Origin of the sequence: Microbacterium aurum (assembly GCF_016907815.1) — a bacterium.
GTDB lineage: Bacteria > Actinomycetota > Actinomycetes > Actinomycetales > Microbacteriaceae > Microbacterium > Microbacterium aurum.
Genome location: NZ_JAFBCQ010000001.1, coordinates 861,653 through 881,843 on the forward strand (window position 1 = coordinate 861,653; position 20,191 = coordinate 881,843).

The 20,191-nt window shown below is 71.5% G+C and carries 19 protein-coding genes and 1 pseudogene; 9 read left to right on the plus strand and 11 right to left on the minus strand.

The features are described 5' to 3' along the window. Positions 1–156 precede the first annotated feature (156 nt). The 3 genes from JOD60_RS04275 to JOD60_RS04285 are packed head-to-tail and all read left to right on the plus strand — an operon-like array spanning position 157 to position 3,628. Positions 157–1,860 (plus strand): circularly permuted type 2 ATP-grasp protein, encoded by a 1,704-nt coding sequence (locus JOD60_RS04275; protein WP_076688864.1) that lies wholly within the window; start codon positions 157–159, stop codon positions 1,858–1,860. After that, positions 1,854–2,786, plus strand: a complete 933-nt coding sequence (locus JOD60_RS04280) for an alpha-E domain-containing protein (RefSeq protein WP_076688866.1) — start codon at positions 1,854–1,856, stop codon at positions 2,784–2,786. Before JOD60_RS04275 ends, JOD60_RS04280 begins: the two co-directional genes overlap by 7 nt. Next, positions 2,783–3,628 carry a transglutaminase family protein gene (locus tag JOD60_RS04285; protein ID WP_076688868.1) on the plus strand — a complete coding sequence of 282 codons (846 nt, stop codon included), beginning with the start codon at positions 2,783–2,785 and terminating at the stop codon, positions 3,626–3,628. The genes JOD60_RS04280 and JOD60_RS04285 overlap by 4 nt, the downstream gene beginning before the upstream one ends. Positions 3,629–3,668: 40 nt before the next feature. Here JOD60_RS04285 and JOD60_RS04290 read toward each other — a convergent pair. The 4 genes and pseudogenes from JOD60_RS04290 to JOD60_RS04305 all read right to left on the minus strand — a co-directional run. After that, a pseudogene (locus JOD60_RS04290) lies at positions 3,669–3,842 on the minus strand (MFS transporter); the annotation flags it as partial. 33 nt (positions 3,843–3,875) lie between these two features. Then, entirely contained in the window at positions 3,876–4,016 is a 141-nt protein-coding gene (locus JOD60_RS04295; RefSeq protein WP_198159113.1) for a hypothetical protein, read from the minus strand. Positions 4,017–4,230: 214 nt separating this feature from the next. Further along, the gene (locus tag JOD60_RS04300) at positions 4,231–6,276 is read right to left on the minus strand and encodes an ATP-binding protein (RefSeq protein WP_076688870.1); all 2,046 of its coding nucleotides are present in this window, start codon (positions 6,274–6,276) and stop codon (positions 4,231–4,233) included. A gap of 5 nt (positions 6,277–6,281) precedes the next feature. Further along, on the minus strand, positions 6,282–7,859 hold the full coding sequence (locus JOD60_RS04305) for a carboxyl transferase domain-containing protein (protein ID WP_076688872.1): 1,578 nt from the start codon (positions 7,857–7,859) through the stop codon (positions 6,282–6,284). Between the two features lie 117 nt (positions 7,860–7,976). Here JOD60_RS04305 and JOD60_RS04310 point away from each other — a divergent pair, with 117 nt between their 5' ends. Beyond that, the gene (locus tag JOD60_RS04310) at positions 7,977–8,468 is read left to right on the plus strand and encodes a MarR family winged helix-turn-helix transcriptional regulator (RefSeq protein WP_076688875.1); all 492 of its coding nucleotides are present in this window, start codon (positions 7,977–7,979) and stop codon (positions 8,466–8,468) included. 70 nt (positions 8,469–8,538) lie between these two features. Here JOD60_RS04310 and JOD60_RS04315 read toward each other — a convergent pair whose 3' ends face one another. After that, positions 8,539–8,997 (minus strand): MarR family winged helix-turn-helix transcriptional regulator, encoded by a 459-nt coding sequence (locus JOD60_RS04315; protein WP_076688877.1) that lies wholly within the window; start codon positions 8,995–8,997, stop codon positions 8,539–8,541. Positions 8,998–9,144: 147 nt separating this feature from the next. On the opposite strand from JOD60_RS04315, the gene JOD60_RS04320 reads away from it, so the two are divergent. Then, the gene (locus JOD60_RS04320; RefSeq protein ID WP_076688879.1) at positions 9,145–9,468 is read left to right on the plus strand and encodes a DUF7882 family protein; all 324 of its coding nucleotides are present in this window, start codon (positions 9,145–9,147) and stop codon (positions 9,466–9,468) included. Further along, a complete protein-coding gene (locus JOD60_RS04325; RefSeq protein ID WP_076688881.1) occupies positions 9,465–9,827 on the plus strand; it encodes a hypothetical protein in 363 nt (120 codons plus the stop codon). The genes JOD60_RS04320 and JOD60_RS04325 overlap by 4 nt, the downstream gene beginning before the upstream one ends. A gap of 24 nt (positions 9,828–9,851) precedes the next feature. On the opposite strand, the gene JOD60_RS04330 is transcribed toward JOD60_RS04325, so the two are convergent. Together JOD60_RS04330 and JOD60_RS04335 are read right to left on the minus strand one after the other, a co-directional pair. After that, complete coding sequence (locus tag JOD60_RS04330; RefSeq protein ID WP_076688883.1) at positions 9,852–10,196, minus strand: protein-L-isoaspartate carboxylmethyltransferase; 345 nt, start codon at positions 10,194–10,196, stop codon at positions 9,852–9,854. A 53-nt stretch (positions 10,197–10,249) separates the two neighbouring features. Beyond that, a complete protein-coding gene (locus JOD60_RS04335) occupies positions 10,250–10,915 on the minus strand; it encodes a TetR/AcrR family transcriptional regulator (RefSeq protein ID WP_084201883.1) in 666 nt (221 codons plus the stop codon). Between the two features lie 68 nt (positions 10,916–10,983). On the opposite strand from JOD60_RS04335, the gene JOD60_RS04340 reads away from it, so the two are divergent. Next, complete coding sequence (locus JOD60_RS04340; RefSeq protein ID WP_076688885.1) at positions 10,984–13,026, plus strand: beta-galactosidase; 2,043 nt, start codon at positions 10,984–10,986, stop codon at positions 13,024–13,026. Beyond that, positions 13,023–13,601: a DUF1349 domain-containing protein gene (locus tag JOD60_RS04345; protein ID WP_076688887.1), complete on the plus strand. Its 579-nt coding sequence runs from the start codon at positions 13,023–13,025 to the stop codon at positions 13,599–13,601. The genes JOD60_RS04340 and JOD60_RS04345 overlap by 4 nt, the downstream gene beginning before the upstream one ends. 52 nt (positions 13,602–13,653) lie before the next feature. Here JOD60_RS04345 and JOD60_RS04350 read toward each other — a convergent pair whose 3' ends face one another. The 4 genes from JOD60_RS04350 to JOD60_RS04365 form a co-directional block, all read right to left on the minus strand. Further along, a complete protein-coding gene (locus tag JOD60_RS04350; RefSeq protein ID WP_076688889.1) occupies positions 13,654–15,090 on the minus strand; it encodes a rhamnulokinase in 1,437 nt (478 codons plus the stop codon). A 136-nt stretch (positions 15,091–15,226) separates the two neighbouring features. Next, positions 15,227–17,263 (minus strand): bifunctional rhamnulose-1-phosphate aldolase/short-chain dehydrogenase, encoded by a 2,037-nt coding sequence (locus JOD60_RS04355; protein WP_076688891.1) that lies wholly within the window; start codon positions 17,261–17,263, stop codon positions 15,227–15,229. Positions 17,264–17,453: 190 nt separating this feature from the next. Next, entirely contained in the window at positions 17,454–18,620 is a 1,167-nt protein-coding gene (gene rhaI / locus JOD60_RS04360) for an L-rhamnose isomerase (protein ID WP_076688893.1), read from the minus strand. After that, positions 18,617–18,991: an L-rhamnose mutarotase gene (locus JOD60_RS04365; protein WP_076688895.1), complete on the minus strand. Its 375-nt coding sequence runs from the start codon at positions 18,989–18,991 to the stop codon at positions 18,617–18,619. Before JOD60_RS04365 ends, rhaI begins: the two co-directional genes overlap by 4 nt. Before the next feature lie 87 nt (positions 18,992–19,078). Between JOD60_RS04365 and JOD60_RS04370 the strand changes: the two genes are divergently transcribed. After that, positions 19,079–20,122 (plus strand): LacI family DNA-binding transcriptional regulator, encoded by a 1,044-nt coding sequence (locus JOD60_RS04370; RefSeq protein WP_076692047.1) that lies wholly within the window; start codon positions 19,079–19,081, stop codon positions 20,120–20,122. Positions 20,123–20,191: the final 69 nt, after the last annotated feature.

Sequence of the window (20,191 nt, forward strand, 5' to 3'; positions counted from 1 at the left end):
TGCGCCCGGTGCAGCCCGTCCACAGTGGGCGCACTCGCGGACAAGGGGCGCACTCGGCGCACGGGCGCGGCGCAGTGCAGCGGGGTGGCGGGGCGGAGCGGGCGGGGCGCGGCATCCGTCATATTCACGAAACACGGCCCGGGCTAGGCTCGTGACATGGGTGACCTCTTCGACGGATACGGCTCGACGCTGACGCCGCGCAAGACCGCGTCGGGGGTGCCGGCGTTCGACGAGATGTTCGCCGCGCCGGCGTCGTCGGGGTCGACCGCCCAGTCCCGTCCGGCGTACCGCGAGCTGTATCAGGCCCTCGCGAAGATGACGCAGGAAGAGCTGCGCGGACGCACCGAGTCGCTCGCGAGCTCGTACCTCGCGCAGGGCGTCACGTTCGACTTCGCCGGCGAGGAGCGCCCCTTCCCGCTCGACGCGGTGCCGCGCGTCATCGAGTACGACGAGTGGTCGCGCATCGAGAAGGGCGTGCAGCAGCGGGTGCGCGCGCTGGAGGCGTTCCTCGACGACGCCTACGGTCACCAGCACTGCGTCCGCGACGGCGTGCTGCCGGCAGCACTCATCGCCTCGAGCCAGTACTTCTACCGGCAGGCGGCCGGCATCCACTCCGCCAACGGGGTGCGGATCCAGGTCGCCGGCATCGACCTCATCCGCGACGAGCACGGCGAGATGCGCGTGCTCGAGGACAACGTGCGCGTGCCCTCGGGGGTCAGCTACGTGATCTCCAACCGCCGGGTCATGGCCCAGACCCTCCCCGAGCTGTTCGTCTCGATGCGCGTGCACCCGGTGGGGGACTACCCGAACAAGCTGCTGCAGGCGCTGCGGGCGTCGGCCCCGCCCGGCATCGACGACCCGAACGTCGTGGTGCTCACGCCCGGTGTCTACAACTCCGCGTACTTCGAGCACACGCTGCTGGCGCGCCTCATGGGCGTCGAGCTCGTCGAGGGGCGCGACCTGCAGTGCATGGGCGGCAAGGTGTTCATGCGCACCACCCGCGGCCCCAAGCGCGTCGATGTCATCTACCGCCGGGTCGACGACGACTTCCTCGACCCGCTGCAGTTCCGCGCCGACTCCATGCTCGGCGCCCCCGGCCTGATGCTCGCCGCGCGGCTGGGCAACGTCACGATCGCCAACGCCGTCGGCAACGGCGTCGCCGACGACAAGCTGCTGTACACGTACGTGCCCGACCTCATCCGGTACTACCTGTCGGAGGAGCCGATCCTGAAGAACGTCGACACCTGGCGGCTCGAGGAGCCCGAGGCGCTCGCAGAGGTGCTCGATCGCCTCGACGAGCTCGTCGTCAAGCCCGTCGACGGCTCGGGCGGCAAGGGGCTGGTCGTCGGACCCGATGCCTCGCCCACAGAGCTCGAGAAGCTCCGCAAGAAGCTCATCCGCGACCCGCGCGGCTGGATCGCCCAGCCCGTCGTCATGCTCTCCACGATCCCGACGCTCGTCGAGGACGGGATGCGCCCGCGCCACGCGGACCTGCGCCCCTTCGCGGTGAACAACGGCGACGAGGTGTGGGTGCTGCCCGGCGGGCTCACGCGCGTGGCGCTGCCGGAGGGTCAGCTCGTCGTCAACTCGAGCCAGGGCGGCGGCTCGAAGGACACGTGGGTCGTCGGGGGCGAGGCGCCTCGCCGCCGCGACTACGCCGTGCAGACCTCGGGTGGGCTCGCCGGCCTCGTCGCCGACCAGGCCTCGGTGACCGAGGCGATCCCGATCATCTACGACCCGCAGGGCGAGCAGGCCCACTCCCCGCAGGACCGGCCGCTGACCACGCGCGAGCAGCAGGAGCAACAGCAGCAGGCGCAGGATGCCGCGGCATCCGTCGGCCAGGGAGGTTCCGCATGCTGAGCCGCATCGCCGAATCGCTGTTCTGGATCGGGCGCTACATCGAGCGGGCCGACGGCACCGCCCGCATCCTCGACGTGCACCTGCAGCTGCTGCTGGAGGACCCCTGGATCGACGAGGACACCGCGTGCCGCTCGCTCATGGGCGTCATGGGCACGTTCCCGCCGGCGGATGCCGGGGAGGTCACCCGCTCCGACGTGCTCACGAGCCTCGCGGTGGACCGCGCCAACCCGTCGAGCATCGCCTACGCCGTGCAGTCGGCCCGTGAGAATGCGCGGCGGGCGCGCGAGATCGTCTCCACCGAACTCTGGGAGACCCTCAACACCACCAACTCGCGCATGCCGCGGCGCCTGAACAACGAGAAGGTGCACGAGTTCTTCCAGTGGGTGCGCGAGCGCTCCGCACTCGCCGTCGGCATCACCGACTCGTCCACGAGCCGCGACGAGGCGTGGCAGTTCCTCACCCTCGGTCGCTCCATCGAGCGCACCGACATGACGGCGCGCCTCCTCGCGACACGGGCGCTGACGGAGGCATCCGGCCCCTCGTGGACCACCATCCTGCGCTCGTGCGGCGCCTACGAGGCGTACCTGCGGACCTACCGGGGCATGCCGAGCGCGTCTAACGCCGCGGAATTCCTGCTGCTGGACCGCCTGTTCCCACGATCGGTGATCCACTCGATCGCGCAGGCCGAGAACTGCATGAGCGCGATCGACCCCGTCGCCGACCGCGTCGGGCACTCGAACACCGTGCTGCGGGCGCTGGGACGCATCCGCAACGACCTGGAGTACCGGCCGATCACCGAGATCCTCAGCGAATTGCCCGACCACATGGAGCGCGTGCAGAAGGTGACCCGCGAGGCGTCCGAGGCGATCCGCGGCCGCTTCTTCCCGACCCACGCCGAGCCGAGCTGGATCGGAGAGACCTCGTGAGACGACTGCGGATCGAGCACACCACGGGCTTCACATATCAGGGAGCCGTCGGCGCGTCGTACAACGAAGCGCGGATGCTGCCGAGCTCCACCGACACGCAGTTCGTGCTGAGCTCGCAGCTCGACATCGAGCCGTCGACGAGCGTCAACTACTACGTCGACTACTTCGGAACCCGTGTGGCGGCCTTCGACGTGCTCGCCGGCCACGCGGCGCTGGAGATCACGGCGCGCTCGCTCGTGGAGGTGCGGCGGCGTCCGCTGGAGTTCTCCGACCTGACGTGGGATCGCCTGGCCGCCGCGAGCGCGCGCTCCATCGCCACCGTCGAGATGCTCGGCACGTCGCCGCGGACGGCGGCGCACCCCGAGGTCGTCGAGATCGCCCGCTCGATCGCAGCGCAGCACGACACCCCCGCCCGCGCCGCCCACGCCATCGCGGTGGCGATCGGCGAGGCCGTCGAGTACGTCCACGGCATCACCGGCGTGCACTCGACCGCCGCCGAGGCGTGGACCGAGCGCAAGGGCGTCTGCCAGGACATCACGCACATCACCCTGGGCGCGCTGCGTGAGGTCGGCATCCCGGCCCGGTACGTGTCGGGCTACCTGCACCCCAACGACCACGCCGAGGTCGGCGCGCCCACGATGGGCGAGTCGCACGCGTGGGTGGAGTGGTTCGCCGGCGACTGGCAGGGGTTCGACCCGACCAACGGCATCGAGATCGGCGACCGGCACGTGCTCGTCGGCCGCGGGCGCGACTACAACGACGTCCCGCCGCTGCGCGGCGTGTACGCCGGGCCGCACAAGGGCGACCTGCACGTGCAGGTGCTGATCACGCGCGAGGCGTAACCCGCGCCTGCCGACCGCGGGCGGCTCAGCGCTGATCCTGGAGGAGGATGCCGGCCACGATCGCGAGCGTCATCAGCGCGCTCTGCGTGACGTAGAGGATGCGCCGGCGCTCGAAGCGGTCGGCGACCCAACCGGTGAAGCCGGCGAGCACGAGCGGCGGGCCGAACTGCAGGGCCATCGTGAAACCCATGGCGGTCGCGTCGTTGTCGGTCAGACCGTTTCACACCTTACGCCCGCGGGCGTGGGGTCAGGCGGGCGGGGCGTCGGGGTCGAGGGTCGCCAGCGTGTCCTCCTCGGCCGGGTTGTCGGCTTCGAGCTGGTCTTCCGTGGTCTCGTCGCCGCCGAGCGGCGCGTCGGGTTCGGTGTCGTCTGGTCGCTGATCAGTCATGTGCCCACGGTAGGCCGCCGTCCGCGGCCGGGAGAGGGGGTTGCGCCGCGTCGGATTCCGAGGAGATGACGGATGCCGAGGAGCTTTCTCCGCCGCAGCGTCCTCGGAATCCTGCCATCTCCTCGGAATCGTTCACCGCCGGGGACCGCCCGTCGGCGGCCGCCCGTCTGGGCCGCCCGCCGGGGCCGCGGGTCGCGTCCGGGCGGGCGCCGCGTCAGTCGGGTTCCACGCGCGCGACGACGGCGCCCCGGGCGACCCGGTCGCCCACCGCGACGTCGATGCGCACCGTCCCGGCCACGGCGGCACGCAGCACGTGCTCCATCTTCATGGCCTCCACGACGACGAGGGCGTCGCCGGGCTCGACGTGCGCGCCGTCGGATGCCGGGATCAACACGACGGTCCCCGGCAACGGGGAGACGGCCTGCGGCGAGGCCGCGGCATCCGCCTGCCGCTCCGCGCGGGTGATGCGCTCGCGGACGCAGACCGTGACCCCGCCGGCGGCCAGCCACAGCGCCGCGCCGTCCTGGGCGGAGACCACCTCGCGCGACACGTCGCCGATGCGGACCAACGCTCGCCCGTCGCCGAGGGTCGTGACGGCGGCGGGCGCCGGCGCGCCCTCGTCGACGGCGACCCGGAGGGTGTCGCCGGCTCCGCCCACGCGCACCTCGCCGCGTCGCTCGCCGGATTCCAGGGTGTAGCGCCGCGGCGCGGGCGGCCCCAGCCGCCACCCGTCGCACCGCCGCCACGGGTCGCTGAGGCCGGGGGCGGATGCCGCGGCATCCTGCACGAGCGCCGCCTCGGTGAACACGCGATCGGACGCGTCGGTGAACCGCAGCTCGTCGAACACGCGCGCGATGAGACCCGTGTCGAGGGCGCCGGCGGCGACATCGGGGTGCGCCAGCAGCAGTCGGAGAAACTCGATGTTGGTCTCGAACCCGAGCACGACGGTGTCGGCGAGCGCGGCCGACAGCCGCCGCAGCGCCGTGGCGCGGTCGGGACCCCACGAGATCACCTTCGCGAGCATCGGGTCGTAGTCCACGCCCACCTCGAGTCCGTCCTCGAGGGCGGAATCGACGCGGATGCGCCCGCCGACACCATCTGCGCCGCCCGCGCCGCCGCGATCCTCCGTCGCCGGGTGCACGACGCGCAGCACGCGGCCCCCGGTCGGCAGGAAACCGGACCGCGGATCCTCGGCGTACACGCGCGCCTCGATGCTGTGGCCGGTGAGTGCCACGTCGTCTTGCGTGAACGGCAGCGGGTCACCGGCGGCGACCAGCAGCTGCAGCGCCACGAGGTCGAGACCCGTGATCTCCTCGGTGACGGGATGCTCGACCTGCAGCCGCGTGTTCATCTCCATGAAGAAGAACTCCTCCGGCCGGTCGGCCGACACGATGAACTCGACGGTCCCTGCGCCGACGTAGCCGACGCTGCGCGCGGTCTCGCACGCCGCCGCCCCGAGGCGCTCGCGGATCGCCGCGCCCTCGGCGAGGTCCGACAGCAGCGGGGAGGGCGCCTCCTCGATGACCTTCTGGTGCCGGCGCTGCAGCGAGCACTCCCGCTCGCCGAGGTGCACGACGTGGCCGTGCGCGTCGGCGATGATCTGCACCTCGATGTGGCGGGGCGTCGCGACGTAGCGCTCGAGGAACAGGGTGTCGTCGCCGAAGGATGCCGCGGCCTCCCGTCGTGCCGCAGCGAGCGCGTCGGGCAGCTGCGCCGCCTGGGTCACGACGTGCATGCCCTTGCCGCCGCCTCCGGCGGAGGGCTTGATCAGCACCGGGAAGCCGACCGAGGCGGCCCCCGCGACCAGCTCGTCGTCGGAGAGTCCCGGCCGGGCGAGGCCCGGGACGGTCGCGACGCCGCGGGCCTCCACCGCCGCGCGGGCGGCGATCTTGTCGCCCATCACCTCGATGGCCCGGGCGTCGGGGCCGATGAACACGATGCCGGCGTCGGCGCACGCGCGGGCGAAGGCGGCGTTCTCGGCGAGGAATCCGAAGCCCGGATGGATCGCCTGCGCGCCGGTGCGCCGTGCGGCCGCCAGAACGCGCTCGATCGACAGGTAGCTCTCGGCCGCGGCCGCCGGTCCCAGCCGGACGGCCTCGTCGGCCTCGCGGACGTGGCGGGCACCGGCATCCGCGTCGCTGTAGACGGCGACCGATCGGATGCCGAGACGGCGCAGCGTCCGGATGATGCGGACGGCGATCTCGCCGCGGTTGGCGATGAGGACCGTGTCGATCCGTTCGCGGGACGGGGGGAGCACCATCGCCCTCACATCCGGAAGACGCCGTAGGCCGGCGCCGGGTCGATCGGGGCGCGCACGACGACGTCGAGCGCGAGGCCGAGCACGTCGCGCGTCTCGGCGGGCTCGATGATCCCGTCGTCCCACAGGCGCGACGTGGAGTAGTAGGGACTGCCCTGCCGCTCGTACTGCTCGCGGATCGGCTGCTCGAAGGCGGTGCGCTCGTCGGCGGTCCACGGGGTGCCGGCGGCGTCCAGCTGGTCGCCGCGCACGGTCGACAGCACCGACGCGGCCTGCGGTCCGCCCATGACAGACACGCGCGCGCCGGGCCAGATCCACAGGAACCGCGGGGAGTACGCGCGACCGCACATGGAGTAGTTCCCGGCGCCGAACGAACCGCCGACGACGACCGTGAGCTTCGGCACGCGGGCGCATGCGACGGCGTTCACCATCTTGGCGCCGTGCTTGGCGATGCCGCCGTGCTCGTACTCGCGGCCGACCATGAACCCGGTGATGTTCTGCAGGAACACCAGGGGGATGCCGCGCTGATCGCAGAGCTCGATGAAGTGCGCGCCTTTCAGCGCCGACTCGGCGAACAGGACGCCGTTGTTGGCGAGGATGCCGACGCGGTGACCGTGGATGCGAGCGAAGCCCGTCACGAGGGTCTCGCCGTATTCGCGCTTGAACTCGTGGAAGGTGGCGTCGTCGGCGATGCGGGCGATGATCTCCCGCGCGTCGTACGGCGTCGTCAGCTCGACCGGCACGACGTCGACGAGGGTCGCGGGGTCGGCGGCGGGCGGCACGGCGGGCACCGGTCGCTCCAGCGGCGGCACCGGCTGTGGGGTGTCCGGGAGCGTCGCGACGATGTCGCGGACGATCCGCAACGCGTCGGCGTCGTCGTCGGCGAGGTGGTCGACGACGCCGGAGATGCGGGCGTGGGTGAGTCCGCCGCCGAGATCCTCGGCGGTGACCTCTTCGCCCGTCGCCGCTTTCACCAGGGGCGGCCCGCCGAGGAAGATCGTGCCCTGGTTCCGCACGATGACCGTCTCGTCGCTCATCGCCGGGACGTACGCGCCGCCGGCCGTGGAGGAGCCCATGACCGCGGCGATCTGCGGGATGCCGTCGCGGGACAGTCGCGCCTGGTTGTAGAAGATGCGGCCGAAGTGGTCGCGGTCGGGGAACACTTCGTCCTGCAGCGGCAGGAAAGCCCCGCCGGAGTCGACGAGGTACACGCAGGGGAGGCGGTTCTCGGCGGCGATCTCCTGAGCGCGCAGGTGCTTCTTCACGGTGAGCGGATGGTAGGTGCCGCCCTTGACCGTCGCGTCGTTCGCGACGACCATCACGTGCCGGCCGTGCACGAGGCCGATGCCCGCGACGACGCCCGCCGCGGGCCACGCGTCCGCCAGGTCGCAGCCCGCGAGCGGCGCGAGCTCCAGGAAGGGGGAGCCGCGGTCGAGCAGCGCGTCGACGCGGTCGCGGGCGAGGAGCTTGCCGCGCGCGAGGTGCCGGCGGCGGGATGCCTCGGGGCCCCCCGCTGCGGCCTCGGCGCGGCGGGCGCGCAGGTCGTCGATCAGGGCGGCGTATCCGGACGTCGTCGTCGCGGCCATCGGGCATCCTCGATTTGGTTAGGAATCATTAACTGAAGAGAGCGTATCCTCGCCGCCCCCGCGCGTCCACCGCCCCGGTGCCACACCGCGCGCCGCGCACGGGACAGAATGGGGGAGATGAGTGTCACCCACGAGCAGCCGGCGTCGTATTGGTACGTCGAAGACGACGCGCGCTCCACGTCGGTCATGGAGGCGATGCGGTCCTACCGGGCGGCGGAGGTCGCGATGCGCCGCCGGACCCAGCAGGCGATGGACATGGGGGAGAACGAGCTCCTCGTGCTGCGCTTCCTCGCGCGAGCGCGCCTGCGCGGCGAGTCGGTCACGCCCGTCGCACTCAGCCGGTACCTCGGCATCACGTCGGCCTCGACGACCGCCCTCCTCGACCGGCTCGAGCGGTCGGGGCACGTCAGTCGCGGCCCCAACCCGACCGACCGGCGCAGCGTCCTCGTCACCTCGAGCGAGAAGTCGGACGACGAGATCCGGCACACCCTGTCCGCGATGCACGAGCGCATGATGGCGATCGTCCGCGGCATGGACCCGGATCAGCGCGCCACTGTGATCGGCTTCCTGGACGCGATGCGCGAGGCGGTAGACCAGATCGACGCGTAGCGTCGATCTGGTCGGGGTGAAGGCGCTTCAGATCGACGCGTGACGCGGCCGCGGAGCGGCGCGCAGCGCGTCAGCCGGCCGCGACGTTGTCGGCGGCGGCGGCGACCTCGTCGAGGAAGGTGAGGATGCAGTCGCGGCCGTGGGCGTCGAGGCCGCCCACGATCGCGGCGACACGGTCCGCGAAGGCGTCGACCAGATCGGCGACCGCCGTCTCGGCGTGCGCGGTGGGAGCGATGAGGATGCTGCGCCGGTCGGTGGGATGACTGACGCGTTCGACGCGCCCCTGCTTCTCCAGCCGGTCGAGGAGGGCCGTCGTCGATGCCGAGCTGATGCCGAGGTGGCGGGAGAGCTCGCTCGGGCGCACGACCGCCCCTTCGCGCCGACGCAGCAGCAGATACTGCAGCATGCGGAGCTCGTTGTCCCCGAGCGCAGAGGTCTCCCGGACGCGGAGGTGCATCGCCGCGTCGGCCGCGCGGAAGCGCTCGAGAGCGTCGAGCACGTCGTCCTTCGTCACCACGTTTTCGTCCATGGCGTTGTGACCCCCGATCGCACGTGAACAATATATCTCCCCGCAAGGATAACTCGAAACATGTCTCGCTTGACTAACTACTTACCGACGGAATAACCTTTCGACGAATCGACCGTGATCATCACGGCGACCATATGAGGAGTCGACATGGGAAACCTGTACTACGGGAACAGCGCCGAGCCGATCATCGTTCCGGACGTCGAGCTGGCCCATCTGAAGATGGTGGCGACGACGAAGCTCCGCCGCTCCGAAGGCTTCAGCGTCTCGTTCTCGTCGGCGCGCACCGGCCGATCTACGCTGTGGGTGCACTGCGCGATCCCACTGCGCTTCGACTTCGACTCCGCCGAGCCGGTGAAGCTCGACCCGGCCTACGTCAACCAGCTCGCCCAGGACGCGACGTCGGCGATGGGGATCGTCATCGACCTCGACGCGTCGCGCATGGCGAAGCGGGAACTGGCGGCGGTCGCATGAGCGCCGTCCTGAACGCGCCGGCGACGATTCCCGCTCCGACCCGCGCGACGGGCGGCCGCGTGACGTGGATCCACGTCGAATCGGGCTTCCACGTGGCATCCTGTGCGGGAGAATACGTCGGATTCGCCGAGCGCACGCCGGACGGGCACTTCGTGGGATTCGACGCCCGGTCCACGCCGGTCGGCCGTTACGCCGACCTCGGCGAGGCGAAGGACGCCGTCGTCAGTGCGCGCAGGCACGCGATGACCGAACCCGAGTCGCCTCGCGTGCAGGCGGCGCTGCACACCGCCGCGGCGGCAACGGGGCTCGTCGCCCTGGGAACGCTCGCGACCGCCGTCGCGACGCTGCCCGGCTTCTGAGCAGGCGGCGACGACAGCGGCGGATCAGGCCTTCGCGGCCATAGCCCCGTCGGTGCGCACCTGCAGATAGTCGCAGAGTCCCGCGACGACGAGGAGGTCTTCACTCAGCTGCGTCACGCCCGCGGCGTCCATGTCGAATCCCTCGGTGCGGGGCTCGAACGTCACGAGCCAGTGCGGGCCGGTCTCGTCGACACCGGCCTGGATGTACGTGATCGTGGAGACGTTTCGCAGCGCGACGACGACCATGCCGGATTCGGGACCGGGGGTGAAGTCCTTCTCGAGGACCGTGACGGAACCGGTGCGCTCAGGGTGCTGGGCGAGGTAGTCGTCCACCCAGCCCTGGACGGTGGCCTTGTTGCGGTACGGCATCGAACCTCGGATCCTCCCCGGGAGCGTCCCGGGATTCTTCGCGCCGAACGGCACTACTCCAGTATGCGGGATGTGTGAACCGATTCCGGCTGATTCCCGCGGCGCCCGTGAAGGTGCGAGGCCGTGGGCGCGGGCCGCAGCACCGCGCTCAGGAGGGTCCCCATCGCCGCGACCGGGTCCGTGCCGTCGGCGAGCCAGCGGATCTGGATGCCCTCCCAGCCCGTCACCACGAGCCCCGCGAGCTCGAGCGGGTCGCCGTCGGTCGTGAGCCGGCCGACCGCGACGTCGTGCGCGATGAGCGCGGAGTACGTCGCGGTCACCGACGCATAGCGGCTCCGCAGCCAGTCGTGGGCCTCGTGGCCGGGATACGTCGCCTCCGCCGAGACGATCGAGAACATCCGCACGAGCTCTCGTCGCGCGAGGTTCCGGCGCACGATGGCGAGGATGGAGGGGAGGAATCCGTCGCGTCGCGAGCGGACGTCGAAGTCGGGATCGGCGGCATCCTCCTGCTCGAGCACGGCCGCCAGCAGCGCCACCTTGGTCGGGAAGTGGTGCATGACGGTCGTGAGACTGAGGTCGAGCTGCTTCGCGATCTGCCGCAGCGATCCGCCCTGGTAGCCGTGCGCGCTGAAGACCGCCGTCGCCGAGGCGATGATCTCGCTGCGTCGCTCGGCGGTCTTGGCGTACGGGCCGCGGCGCGCGGGCGGGGAGGCCGTCATGGAGCCGATAGTACCCGGGTCGCGATAAAACCCGTGCATGTGCACGTGTTTGGTGCTACGCTGAACGCATGGCGATCGATGACACGACCTACCGCTGGGTGAACGACGGATCGACCGGACCGGGACGGATGCGCTACGGCGCGGACTACAACCCGGAGCAGTGGTCGCGCGACGTGTGGCAGGAGGACATGCGCCTCATGCGCGAGGCGCGCGTCAACATCGTCTCGCTCGGCATCTTCTCGTGGGCGCTGCTGGAGCCCCGCCCCGGTGAGTACGACTTCGCCTGGCTCGACGAGGTCATCGAGCTGCTGCACGCGAACGGCATCGACGTCGACCTCGCGACCGCGACCGCGTCGCCGCCGCCGTGGCTCGCGAAGGCCCACCCTGAGATCCTGCCGCAGACGATCGACGGCACGATCCTGTGGCCGGGCGCCCGTCAGCACTGGCGCCCGACCTCGCCGGTGTTCCGCGAGCACGCGCTGCGCCTCGTCCGGGCGCTCGCCGAGCGGTACGGCGACCATCCCGCCGTCGTCGCCTGGCACATCTCGAACGAGCTCGGCTGCCACAACCTCTATGACTTCTCCGATGATGCGGCGCGCGCGTTCCGCGTGTGGCTGCAGGCCCGGTATGGCACGCTCGAAGCGCTCAACGAGGCGTGGGGCACGGCGTTCTGGTCGCAGCACTACGGCGAGTGGGACGAGATCCTGCCGCCGCGGACGGCCCCCACGCAGCGAAACCCCGGTCAGCAGCTCGACTTCGAGCGGTTCTCGTCGGAAGCCGTGCGCGACTACCTGCGCGCCGAATCCGCCGTGCTGGGCGAGGTCGCCCCGGGCATCCCGCGCACGACGAATTTCATGGTCGCGCAGAACGTGCGCGACCTCGACTACCCGACCTGGGTGGGCGACGTCGACTTCGTCTCGAACGACCACTACCGCCGGCCGGGAGAGCTCGGACGCGACGACCTGTCGTTCTGGGCGAACCTCACCGGCAACATCGCCGGTGGCCGCCCGTGGTTCCTCATGGAGCACGCCACGAGCGCCGTCAACTGGCGCGAGGTCAACCCGCCCAAGCGCTCCGGCGAGCTCGCGGCGGATGCCCTCACCCACGTCGCGCACGGTGCGGACGCCGTGTGCTACTTCCAGTGGCGCCAGTCCCGCGCGGGAGGCGAGCGCTACCACTCCGGCATGGTGCCGCACGCGGGCGAGGACAGTCGCGTGTTCCGCGACGTCGTCGCCCTGGGCGCCCAGCTGCGCGACCTCGCGCCGGTCGTCGGCTCGCGCCGGGAGAAGGCGCGCGTCGCGATCGTCTTCGACTACGAGTCGTGGTGGGTCAGCGGGCGCGACTCGCACCCGAGCGACGCCCTGCGGTACGACGTCGAGGCGCTGAACTGGTACCGGGCGCTGCTCGATCTCGGCATCCGGGCCGACGTCGTGCCGGTCGCGAGCTCGTTCGACGACTACGAGGTCGTCATCGCGCCGATGCTGCACGTCGTTCCCACGGCGCTGCGCGCACGGCTCGAGGCGATCGTCGCGGACGGACGGCACCTCGTCACGACCTTCTTCTCCGGCACGGTCGACGAGCACGACCGGGTGTGGCTCGGCGGCTACCCGGGCGCGCTACGGGACGTCCTCGGCGTGACCGTCGAGGAGTTCGTGCCGCTGCTGCCGGACGCCCCCGTGACCCTCGCGTCGGGCGCGGTCGCAAACCTGTGGACCGAGCGGATCTCGCGCCTGGCCGACGGCGTCGAGGTGCTCGACACGTATGCCGACGGCGACCTCGCCGGTCAGGCCGCCGTCACGCGACGCACCGCAGGCGAGGGGTCGGCGACGTACGTGTCGGCCGACCTCGGCCGTGACGGTGTGCGCGGCGTGCTCGCCCGTCTGTCGCAGGACGTCGAGGCGCTGCGCGGCGACGCGCTCGCGGCGGACGGTGCGCTCGAGGTCATCGTGCGCGTCGCACGCGACGGCGAGCGGTTCGTGTTCCTCGCGAACCGCTCCGACGACCGGGTCGCGCTCGATGTCGTCGAGGTCGCGCCGCGATCGGTCGTCGTCCTGACGGGCGGCGATGTCCTCGTGGCATCCGACGCCGCGCGCGAGGCCGTCTCCGCATGAGGGAGCGGATCGACTGGGCGGCGGGCGCCTGGACGACGCCGCCCGCGTCCGCCGTCGCCGGCGACGCGCTGCGCGTGACCGCCGCCGAGGGCAGCGACGCGTGGCGCCGCACGGCATACGGGTTCGTGCACGACACGGAGCATGCGCTGCTCGCGCCGCTCCCCGTCGGCGCGGCGATGGAGGTCGTCTTCACGGCGGACTTCGACCGGGAGTTCGATCAGGCCGGGATCTTCGTGCGCGCCGACGCCGAGCGCTGGATGAAGGCGGGCGTCGAGTACGCCGACGGCGTCCTGGGCGTCGGCGCGGTCGTCACCGACCGCATGTCGGACTGGTCTGTCGGGGCCGTGCCGGAGTGGGCCGAGCGCACGCTGCGGGTCCGCGTCAGCCGCCTGCCCGACGCCCTCGTCGTGCGGGCCGGCATCGACGGTGAGCCGCTGCGACTCGTGCGCGTCGCACCGTTCGCCGGCGACCTCGACGCCGCGGCCGGGCCGTTCGTGTGCGCGCCGACCCGGAGCGGTCTCGAGGTCGTCTTCCGCACGTGGGAGCGGACCGACGCGGACACCGCCCTGCACTGAACCGCCCCTGAGTAGCCCCTACCCCCGCCCCGGTGGGCGGGAGTCCGGGGCTTCAGGCCACGGGGTCGAACCGGCGCGGGGTGTGGGCGCGGGCGACGAGGTCGCGCAGCGCGTCGAGCGAACCCGTCACGAAGCCGGCGGCGCGCGCCTGCACGAGCACGTTGCCGAGCGCTGTCGCCTCGACGGGACCGGCGAGCACCGGCATCCCGGCGCGGTCCGCGGTCCGCTGGCACAGCAGCCGGTTCAGCGCCCCGCCGCCGACGATGTGGATCGTCCGCACATCCACCCCGCCCAGGCGCCCGGCCGTGGCGGCGGCATCGGCGAACGCCTGTGCGAGCGACTCCACGATCGACCGCGTGTACTCCGCGCGCGTGCGCGGCGGCGCGACATCGTGCTCGGCGCACCACGCGTCGATGCGCGCGGGCATGTCGCCCGGCGGCAGGAAGCGCGGGTCGTTCACGTCGAAGACGGGCACGGCGGATGCCGGGACCTCGGCGGCCGAATCGAGCAGCGTCGGCAGGTCGATCGCGTGCCCCTCGACGCGTTCCCAGCCGCGGACGGTCTCGCTCAGCACCCACAGGCCCATGACGTTGTGCAGCAGCCGCACCCGGCCGTCGACCCCGCCCTCGTTCGTGAAGTTCGCGGCCAGCGCCTGCGGCGTGAGTACCGGATGCTCCACTTCGACGCCCACGAGCCCCCACGTGCCGCAGGAGATGTAGGCCGCGGCATCCGCCTGCATCGGCACCGCGACGACCGCCGACGCGGTGTCGTGGGAACCGACGGCCGTGACATCGGCGCTGCCGCCGACAGCCTCGACGACATGCGGCAGCAGCCCGCCGACGCGCTCGCCGGGAGCGATGAGCTGCGGCAGGATGCCACGGGACAGGCCAGGGAGCCCGAGCGCGTTGATCAGCGCGTCGTCCCACTGCCGGTCGGCCCAGCGCAGCAGTCCCGTCGTCGAGGCGTTCGTGATCTCCGCGCGCGCGGCGCCGGTGAGCCAGAAGGCGAGGAGGTCGGGGACGAGCAGCGCCGTATCGGCGAAGCCGAGGACATCGGCCGGCTCGGAGGCGAGCTGGTACAGCGTGTTGAACGGCAGGAACTGCAGGCCGTTCCGCTCGAACAGCTCGGCGTGCGGCATCCGCTCATGGACGGTCTCGACGCCGCGCGCCGTGCGCTCGTCTCGGTAGTGGAACGGGGTGCCGAGCAGCCGCCCGGCCCGCAGCAGTCCGTAGTCGACCGCCCACGAATCGATGCCGATGCTCGCGATGCCGGGCTCGGTGCGGAACGCGTCGCGCAGCCCCTTCAGCGCCGCACCGTACAGCCCCAGGATGTCCCAGTGCAGCCCGTCGCCGGCGAAGACGGGGTCGTTCGGGAATCGCGCGACAGTCTCGGTCTCGAGCGTGTCGGGACCGACCCGGCCGACGATGACCCGGCCGCTCGTCGCGCCCAGGTCGACCGCGGCGACCGCGCCCGCGCTCCCCGCGCTCATGCGCGGGCTCCGCGTCGGCGGGTCGAGTGCGCCCGTTGCTGCCGAGTGCGCCGGTTGTGGGCGGGGCGCAAGGGGCGCGCTCGGCGAGAACCGGCGCGCTCGACCACCACCGGCGCGCCCGGCGCGGGGGTGCGCGTCATCGGAGGAACGCGGCGGCGACGCCGGAGTCGACGGGGATGTGCAGGCCCGTCGTGCGGGAGAGCTCGGGCCCGGTCAGGACGTACACGGCATCCGCCACGTTCTCGGGCACGACCTCACGCTTGAGGATCGTGCGGTTCGCGTAGAACTGACCGAGGTCCTCTTCGGCGACGCCGTAGGTCGCGGCGCGGTTGGCACCCCAGCCCGACGCGAAGATGCCCGAGCCGCGGACGACGCCGTCGGGGTTGATGCCGTTGACGCGCACGCCGTGCTCGCCGAGCTCGACCGCGAGCAGGCGCACCTGGTGGGCCTGGTCGGCCTTCGTCGCGGAGTACGCGATGTTGTTCGGGCCGGCGAAGACGGAGTTCTTCGACGAGATGTAGATGACGTCGCCGCCCATGCCCTGCTCGATGAGGGCCTTCGCGGCGGCCTTCGAGACGAGGAACGAGCCCTTCGCCATGACGTCGTGCTGCAGGTCCCAATCCTTCTCGGTGGTCTCCAGCAGCGGCTTCGACAGCGACAGCCCGGCGTTGTTCACGACCAGGTCGATGCCGCCGAACGCGAGCACGGTCGCGTCGATCGCAGCCTGAACCCCCTCGGCATCCGCCACGTTCGCGGCGACGCCGATCGCGACGTCGCTGTTCCCGAGTTCGGATGCCGCGGCCTGCGCCTTCTCGAGGTCGAGGTCGGCGACCACGACGCACGCGCCCTCGGCTGCGAGCCGGGTCGCGATGGCCTTGCCGATGCCGGAGGCCGCGCCGGTCACGAACGCGATGCGGCCCTGGTGGCTCTTCGGCTTCGGCATCCGCTGCAGCTTCGCCTCTTCGAGGGCCCAGTACTCGATGCGGAACTTCTCCGCGTCGCTGATGGGGGAGTAGGTCGAGAGGGCTTCGGCGCCGCGCATGACGTTGATCGCGTTGACGTAGAACTCGCCGGCGACGCGCGCGGTCTGCTTGTTCGCCCCGTAGCTGAACATCCCGACGCCCGGCACGAGCACGATGAGCGGGTCGGCGCCGCGGATCGCGGGCGACTCCGCCGTCGCGTGCGCGTCATAGTACGCCTGGTAGTCGGCGCGGTACTCCTGGTGGAGGTCCTTCAGGCGCGCGAGCTGCTCCTCGACCGACGCGGATGCCGGGAGGTCGAGGATGAGCGGCTTGACCTTCGTCCGCAGGAAGTGGTCGGGGCAGCTCGTCCCGAGCGCCGCGAGGGCGGGCGCCTTCTCGGATGCCAGGAAGTCCAGCACCACGTCGCTGTCGGTGTAGTGCCCGACCATCGGCTTGTCGGTCGAGGCGAGCCCGCGGATCGTGGGGGCCAGCGCCGCTGCGCGCGCCCGGCGCTCGGCCTCGGGCAGCGCCTCGAACCCGGCGCGGACCCCGCCGAACGGGTCGGCCTTGCCGTGTTCGGCGATGTAGGCGGCGGCGGTGTCGATGATCCAGAGGCTGTTCGCCTCGGCATCCTCACTCGTGTCGCCCCACGCCGTGATGCCGTGGCCGCCCAGGATGCAGCCGACCGCCTGCGGGTTCTGCTTCTTGATCTCCGCGATGTCGAGGCCCAGCTGGAACCCGGGGCGACGCCACGGCACCCACACGACCTTGTCGCCGAAGATCTTCTGCGTGAGCTCCGGCCCGTCGGCGGCCGTCGCGATCGCGATGCCCGAGTCCGGGTGCAGGTGGTCGACGTGCGCGGCGTCGACGAGACCGTGCATCGCGGTGTCGATCGACGGGGCGGCGCCGCCCTTGCCGTGCAGGCAGTAGTCGAATGCGGCGACCATCTCGTCCTCACGGTCGACGCCCGGGTAGACGTCGACGAGCTTGCGCATGCGGTCCAGGCGCAGCACGGCGAGGCCCTCGGGCTTCAGCGTCCCGAGGTCGCCGCCGGAGCCCTTCACCCACAGCAGCTCGACGGGCTCGCCCGTGACCGGGTCGGTCTCGGTGCCCTTGGCCGACGTGTTGCCGCCGGCGTAGTTCGTGTTCTTCGGGTCCGCGCCCAGGCGGTTGCTGCGCGCGATGAGAGAAGCGGCGGTCGGGTTCGTCATGTCAGGTTCTTTCTGCGTGTGCATGGCATCTGCGGATGGCGGGTCGGCGAGTTCGGCAGTCGCTTCGGCACGGTACTCGGTGGTAGCACTGTGTCGAAGCGACTGTTCAACGGTGTGCGCGCGCGTTCGGCAGTCGCTTGAGCACGATCGCGAGGCGCGCGACTGTGTCGAAGCGACTGCCGAGCCGGCATCAGGCGCCCCAGCCGGCCTGCGTGCCGCCGACGCGCTCCTCGGCGATGCGCTGCTGGTAGCCGGAGGCGAGGTAGGCGGCCATCGGGTCTTCGGCCAGGCCCCGCGAGGCGCGCCAGGCGGCCAGCTGCGGGCGGACGTCGGTGTAGAAGGCATCCATCAGGATCGCGTTGGCGGCGAGCACGTCGTTCGCCTGCTGCGCGGCATCCAGTGCCTCGCGGTCGATGAGCAGCGCGCGCGCCGTCATCTCCTGGACGTTCAGCACCGAGCGGATCTGGCCCGGGATCTTGTCCTCGATGTTGTGGCACTGGTCGAGCATGAACGCGACGTCGGGGTTGTTCAGACCGCCGCCGCGGATCACCTCGGTGATGATGCGGAACAGCTGGAACGGGTCGGCGGCGCCCACGATGAGGTCGTCGTCGGCGTAGAAGCGGCTGTTGAAGTCGAACGAGCCGAGCTTGCCGAGGCGCAGCAGCTGCATGACGATGAACTCGATGTTCGTGCCGGGGGCGTGGTGGCCGGTGTCGAGGCACACCATGGCCTTGTCGCCGAGCGCCGCGACCTGCACGTAGCTCGTGCCCCAGTCGGGAACGTCGGTGTGGTAGAACGCCGGCTCGAAGAACTTGTACTCGAGCACGAGCCGCTGGTCGTCGCCGAGGCGCGCGTAGATCTGCTGCAGCGAGTCCTGCAGGCGGTCCTGGCGGCCGCGCATGTCGTTCTGGCCGGGGTAGTTCGAGCCCTCGGCGAGCCAGATCTTCAGGTCGCGCGAGCCCGTGGCATCCATGATGTCGATGCACTCGAGGTGGTGATCGATCGCCTTCTGGCGGATGCGGGAGTCGTGGTGCGTGAGGGCGCCGAACTTGTAGTCCTCGTCCTGGAAGGTGTTGGAGTTGATCGTGCCGAGCGTGACGCCGAGGTCTTCGGCGTGGCGGCGCAGCGCGCTGTAGTCGTCGACCTTGTCCCACGGGATGTGCAGCGCGACGCTCGGGGCGAGCTTCGTGAAGGCGTTGACCTGGGCGGCATCCGCGACCTTCTCGAACGGGTCGCGCGGCGTGCCGGGCGTGGGGAACACGCGGAAGCGCGTGCCGGAGTTGCCGAAGGCCCAGCTAGGCAGTTCGATGCCCTGGGCTTCGAGCGTGGCGAGGTTCTCGGGAGACAGCGTCGTCATGATTCGGTGCTTTCGTTCTCGGTGCCGGCGGGGGATGCCGCGGTTAGCTGGTCGTGCAGGTTGAAGACTTCGGTGAGAGGGGTGGCGGCCTGGTCAGGGCGGCCGTCGAGGTCGGCGAAGAAGGGCGCCATGGAGGCCTCCCAGCGTGCGGCGACCTCGGAGGACGCCAGATACGCCTGCGCGGCCGCGTCGTCGTCGGTCTCGTAGTAGCCGAACAGGGTCGCCGTGGCCCGGTCGAGGAAGAGCGAGTAGTTGCGGCGACCGGCGGCGGCGATCTCGGCGAGCATCTCGGGCCAGACGGGACTGTGCCGGGCGATGTACTCGTCGATGAGCTCGGGGCGCACCGTCAGCGAGAAGGCGACGCGGGCCATGACTGTCCTTCCAATGGTGAATCGTTTCAAACGATAGTGTGAGTGAAACGATTCGTCAAGCTCGGATCCGAGAGGGGTGGAGGCGCCGTGGCAGTGAGCGTGAAAGACGTGGCGGTCGCGGCATCCGTATCGGTCGGCACCGTCTCCAACGTGCTGAACCGGCCCGAGAAGGTGGCGCCGGAGACCGTCGCCCGGGTCCAGGATGCGATCGTGCGGCTGGGGTTCGTCCGCAACGACGCGGCGCGACAGCTGCGCGCCGGGCGTAGCCGGTCGATCGGGCTCGTCGTGCTCGATTCCGCGAACCCCTTCTTCGCCGAGGTCGCGCGCGGTGCGGAAGAGCGGGCCGCCGCTGAGGGCATGTCCGTGTTGCTGGGCAACAGCGATCAGAACCCGGAGCGCGAGGGCGCCTACCTCGATCTCTTCCGCGAGCAGCGGGTCAACGGCGTGCTGCTCACGCCGACCGATCTGACCGCGCCGCTGGCCGACTCCGGCATCCCCCTCGTGCTCGTGGACGGCGAGCTGCCCGGCGGCGAGGTGCCCTCCGTCGCGGTCGACGACGTCGAGGGCGGGCACCTCGCGGTCGCGCATCTGCTGGGGCTCGGGCGGCGCCGCATCGCGTTCGTCGGCGGGCCGCTCGCGATCCGCCAGGTGGCCGATCGCCTGGCCGGGGCGCGCCGTGCGCTGACCGAGGTGCCGGACGCGGCGCTCGAGGTCATCGAGACCGAGGCGCTCACCGTGCTGGCCGGGCGCGAGGCGGGGGAGGCCATCGGGCGGCGCCGCGCCGGCGAGCGGCCCGACGCCGTGTTCTGCGCGAACGACCTGCTCGCCGTGGGGGTGCTGCAGGGCACCGCGATCCTCGGCGAGGTCCGGGTGCCCGACGACCTGGCGCTCATCGGGTACGACGACATCGACTTCGCGCAGGCGACGGTCGTGCCGCTGTCGTCGATCCGCCAGCCGGCGCGGCAGATCGGCGCGACCGCGGTCGAGCTGCTGTTCGAGGCGGTCGCCTCGCCCGAGGCCGCGCCGCGGCACGTGCGGTTCCGGCCCGAGCTCGTCGTGCGGGCCTCGACGGCGGGCTCGGGAGGAGATCCGCGGCCCGGAGGGCAGATTCCCCGTCGATCGACCTCCTGAGCGAGGATCCCCTCCCTCGCGGAGGTCGAGGCGCCGCACTTGCGCTGCACAGCAGGCGCGGCGGCGAAA

Bases quoted from the DNA above. Each gene is read 5' to 3' on its own strand.
- JOD60_RS04275 (WP_076688864.1), top strand. From the start codon at position 157: ATGGGTGACCTCTTCGACGGATACGGCTCGACGCTGACGCCGCGCAAG.
- JOD60_RS04280 (WP_076688866.1), top strand. From the start codon at position 1,854: ATGCTGAGCCGCATCGCCGAATCGCTGTTCTGGATCGGGCGCTACATC.
- JOD60_RS04295 (WP_198159113.1), bottom strand. From the start codon at position 4,016: ATGACTGATCAGCGACCAGACGACACCGAACCCGACGCGCCGCTCGGC.
- JOD60_RS04300 (WP_076688870.1), bottom strand. From the start codon at position 6,276: ATGGTGCTCCCCCCGTCCCGCGAACGGATCGACACGGTCCTCATCGCC.
- JOD60_RS04305 (WP_076688872.1), bottom strand. From the start codon at position 7,859: ATGGCCGCGACGACGACGTCCGGATACGCCGCCCTGATCGACGACCTG.
- JOD60_RS04310 (WP_076688875.1), top strand. From the start codon at position 7,977: ATGAGTGTCACCCACGAGCAGCCGGCGTCGTATTGGTACGTCGAAGAC.
- JOD60_RS04315 (WP_076688877.1), bottom strand. From the start codon at position 8,997: ATGGACGAAAACGTGGTGACGAAGGACGACGTGCTCGACGCTCTCGAG.
- JOD60_RS04320 (WP_076688879.1), top strand. From the start codon at position 9,145: ATGGGAAACCTGTACTACGGGAACAGCGCCGAGCCGATCATCGTTCCG.
- JOD60_RS04325 (WP_076688881.1), top strand. From the start codon at position 9,465: ATGAGCGCCGTCCTGAACGCGCCGGCGACGATTCCCGCTCCGACCCGC.
- JOD60_RS04330 (WP_076688883.1), bottom strand. From the start codon at position 10,196: ATGCCGTACCGCAACAAGGCCACCGTCCAGGGCTGGGTGGACGACTAC.
- JOD60_RS04335 (WP_084201883.1), bottom strand. From the start codon at position 10,915: ATGACGGCCTCCCCGCCCGCGCGCCGCGGCCCGTACGCCAAGACCGCC.
- JOD60_RS04340 (WP_076688885.1), top strand. From the start codon at position 10,984: ATGGCGATCGATGACACGACCTACCGCTGGGTGAACGACGGATCGACC.
- JOD60_RS04345 (WP_076688887.1), top strand. From the start codon at position 13,023: ATGAGGGAGCGGATCGACTGGGCGGCGGGCGCCTGGACGACGCCGCCC.
- JOD60_RS04350 (WP_076688889.1), bottom strand. From the start codon at position 15,090: ATGAGCGCGGGGAGCGCGGGCGCGGTCGCCGCGGTCGACCTGGGCGCG.
- JOD60_RS04355 (WP_076688891.1), bottom strand. From the start codon at position 17,263: ATGACGAACCCGACCGCCGCTTCTCTCATCGCGCGCAGCAACCGCCTG.
- rhaI (WP_076688893.1), bottom strand. From the start codon at position 18,620: ATGACGACGCTGTCTCCCGAGAACCTCGCCACGCTCGAAGCCCAGGGC.
- JOD60_RS04365 (WP_076688895.1), bottom strand. From the start codon at position 18,991: ATGGCCCGCGTCGCCTTCTCGCTGACGGTGCGCCCCGAGCTCATCGAC.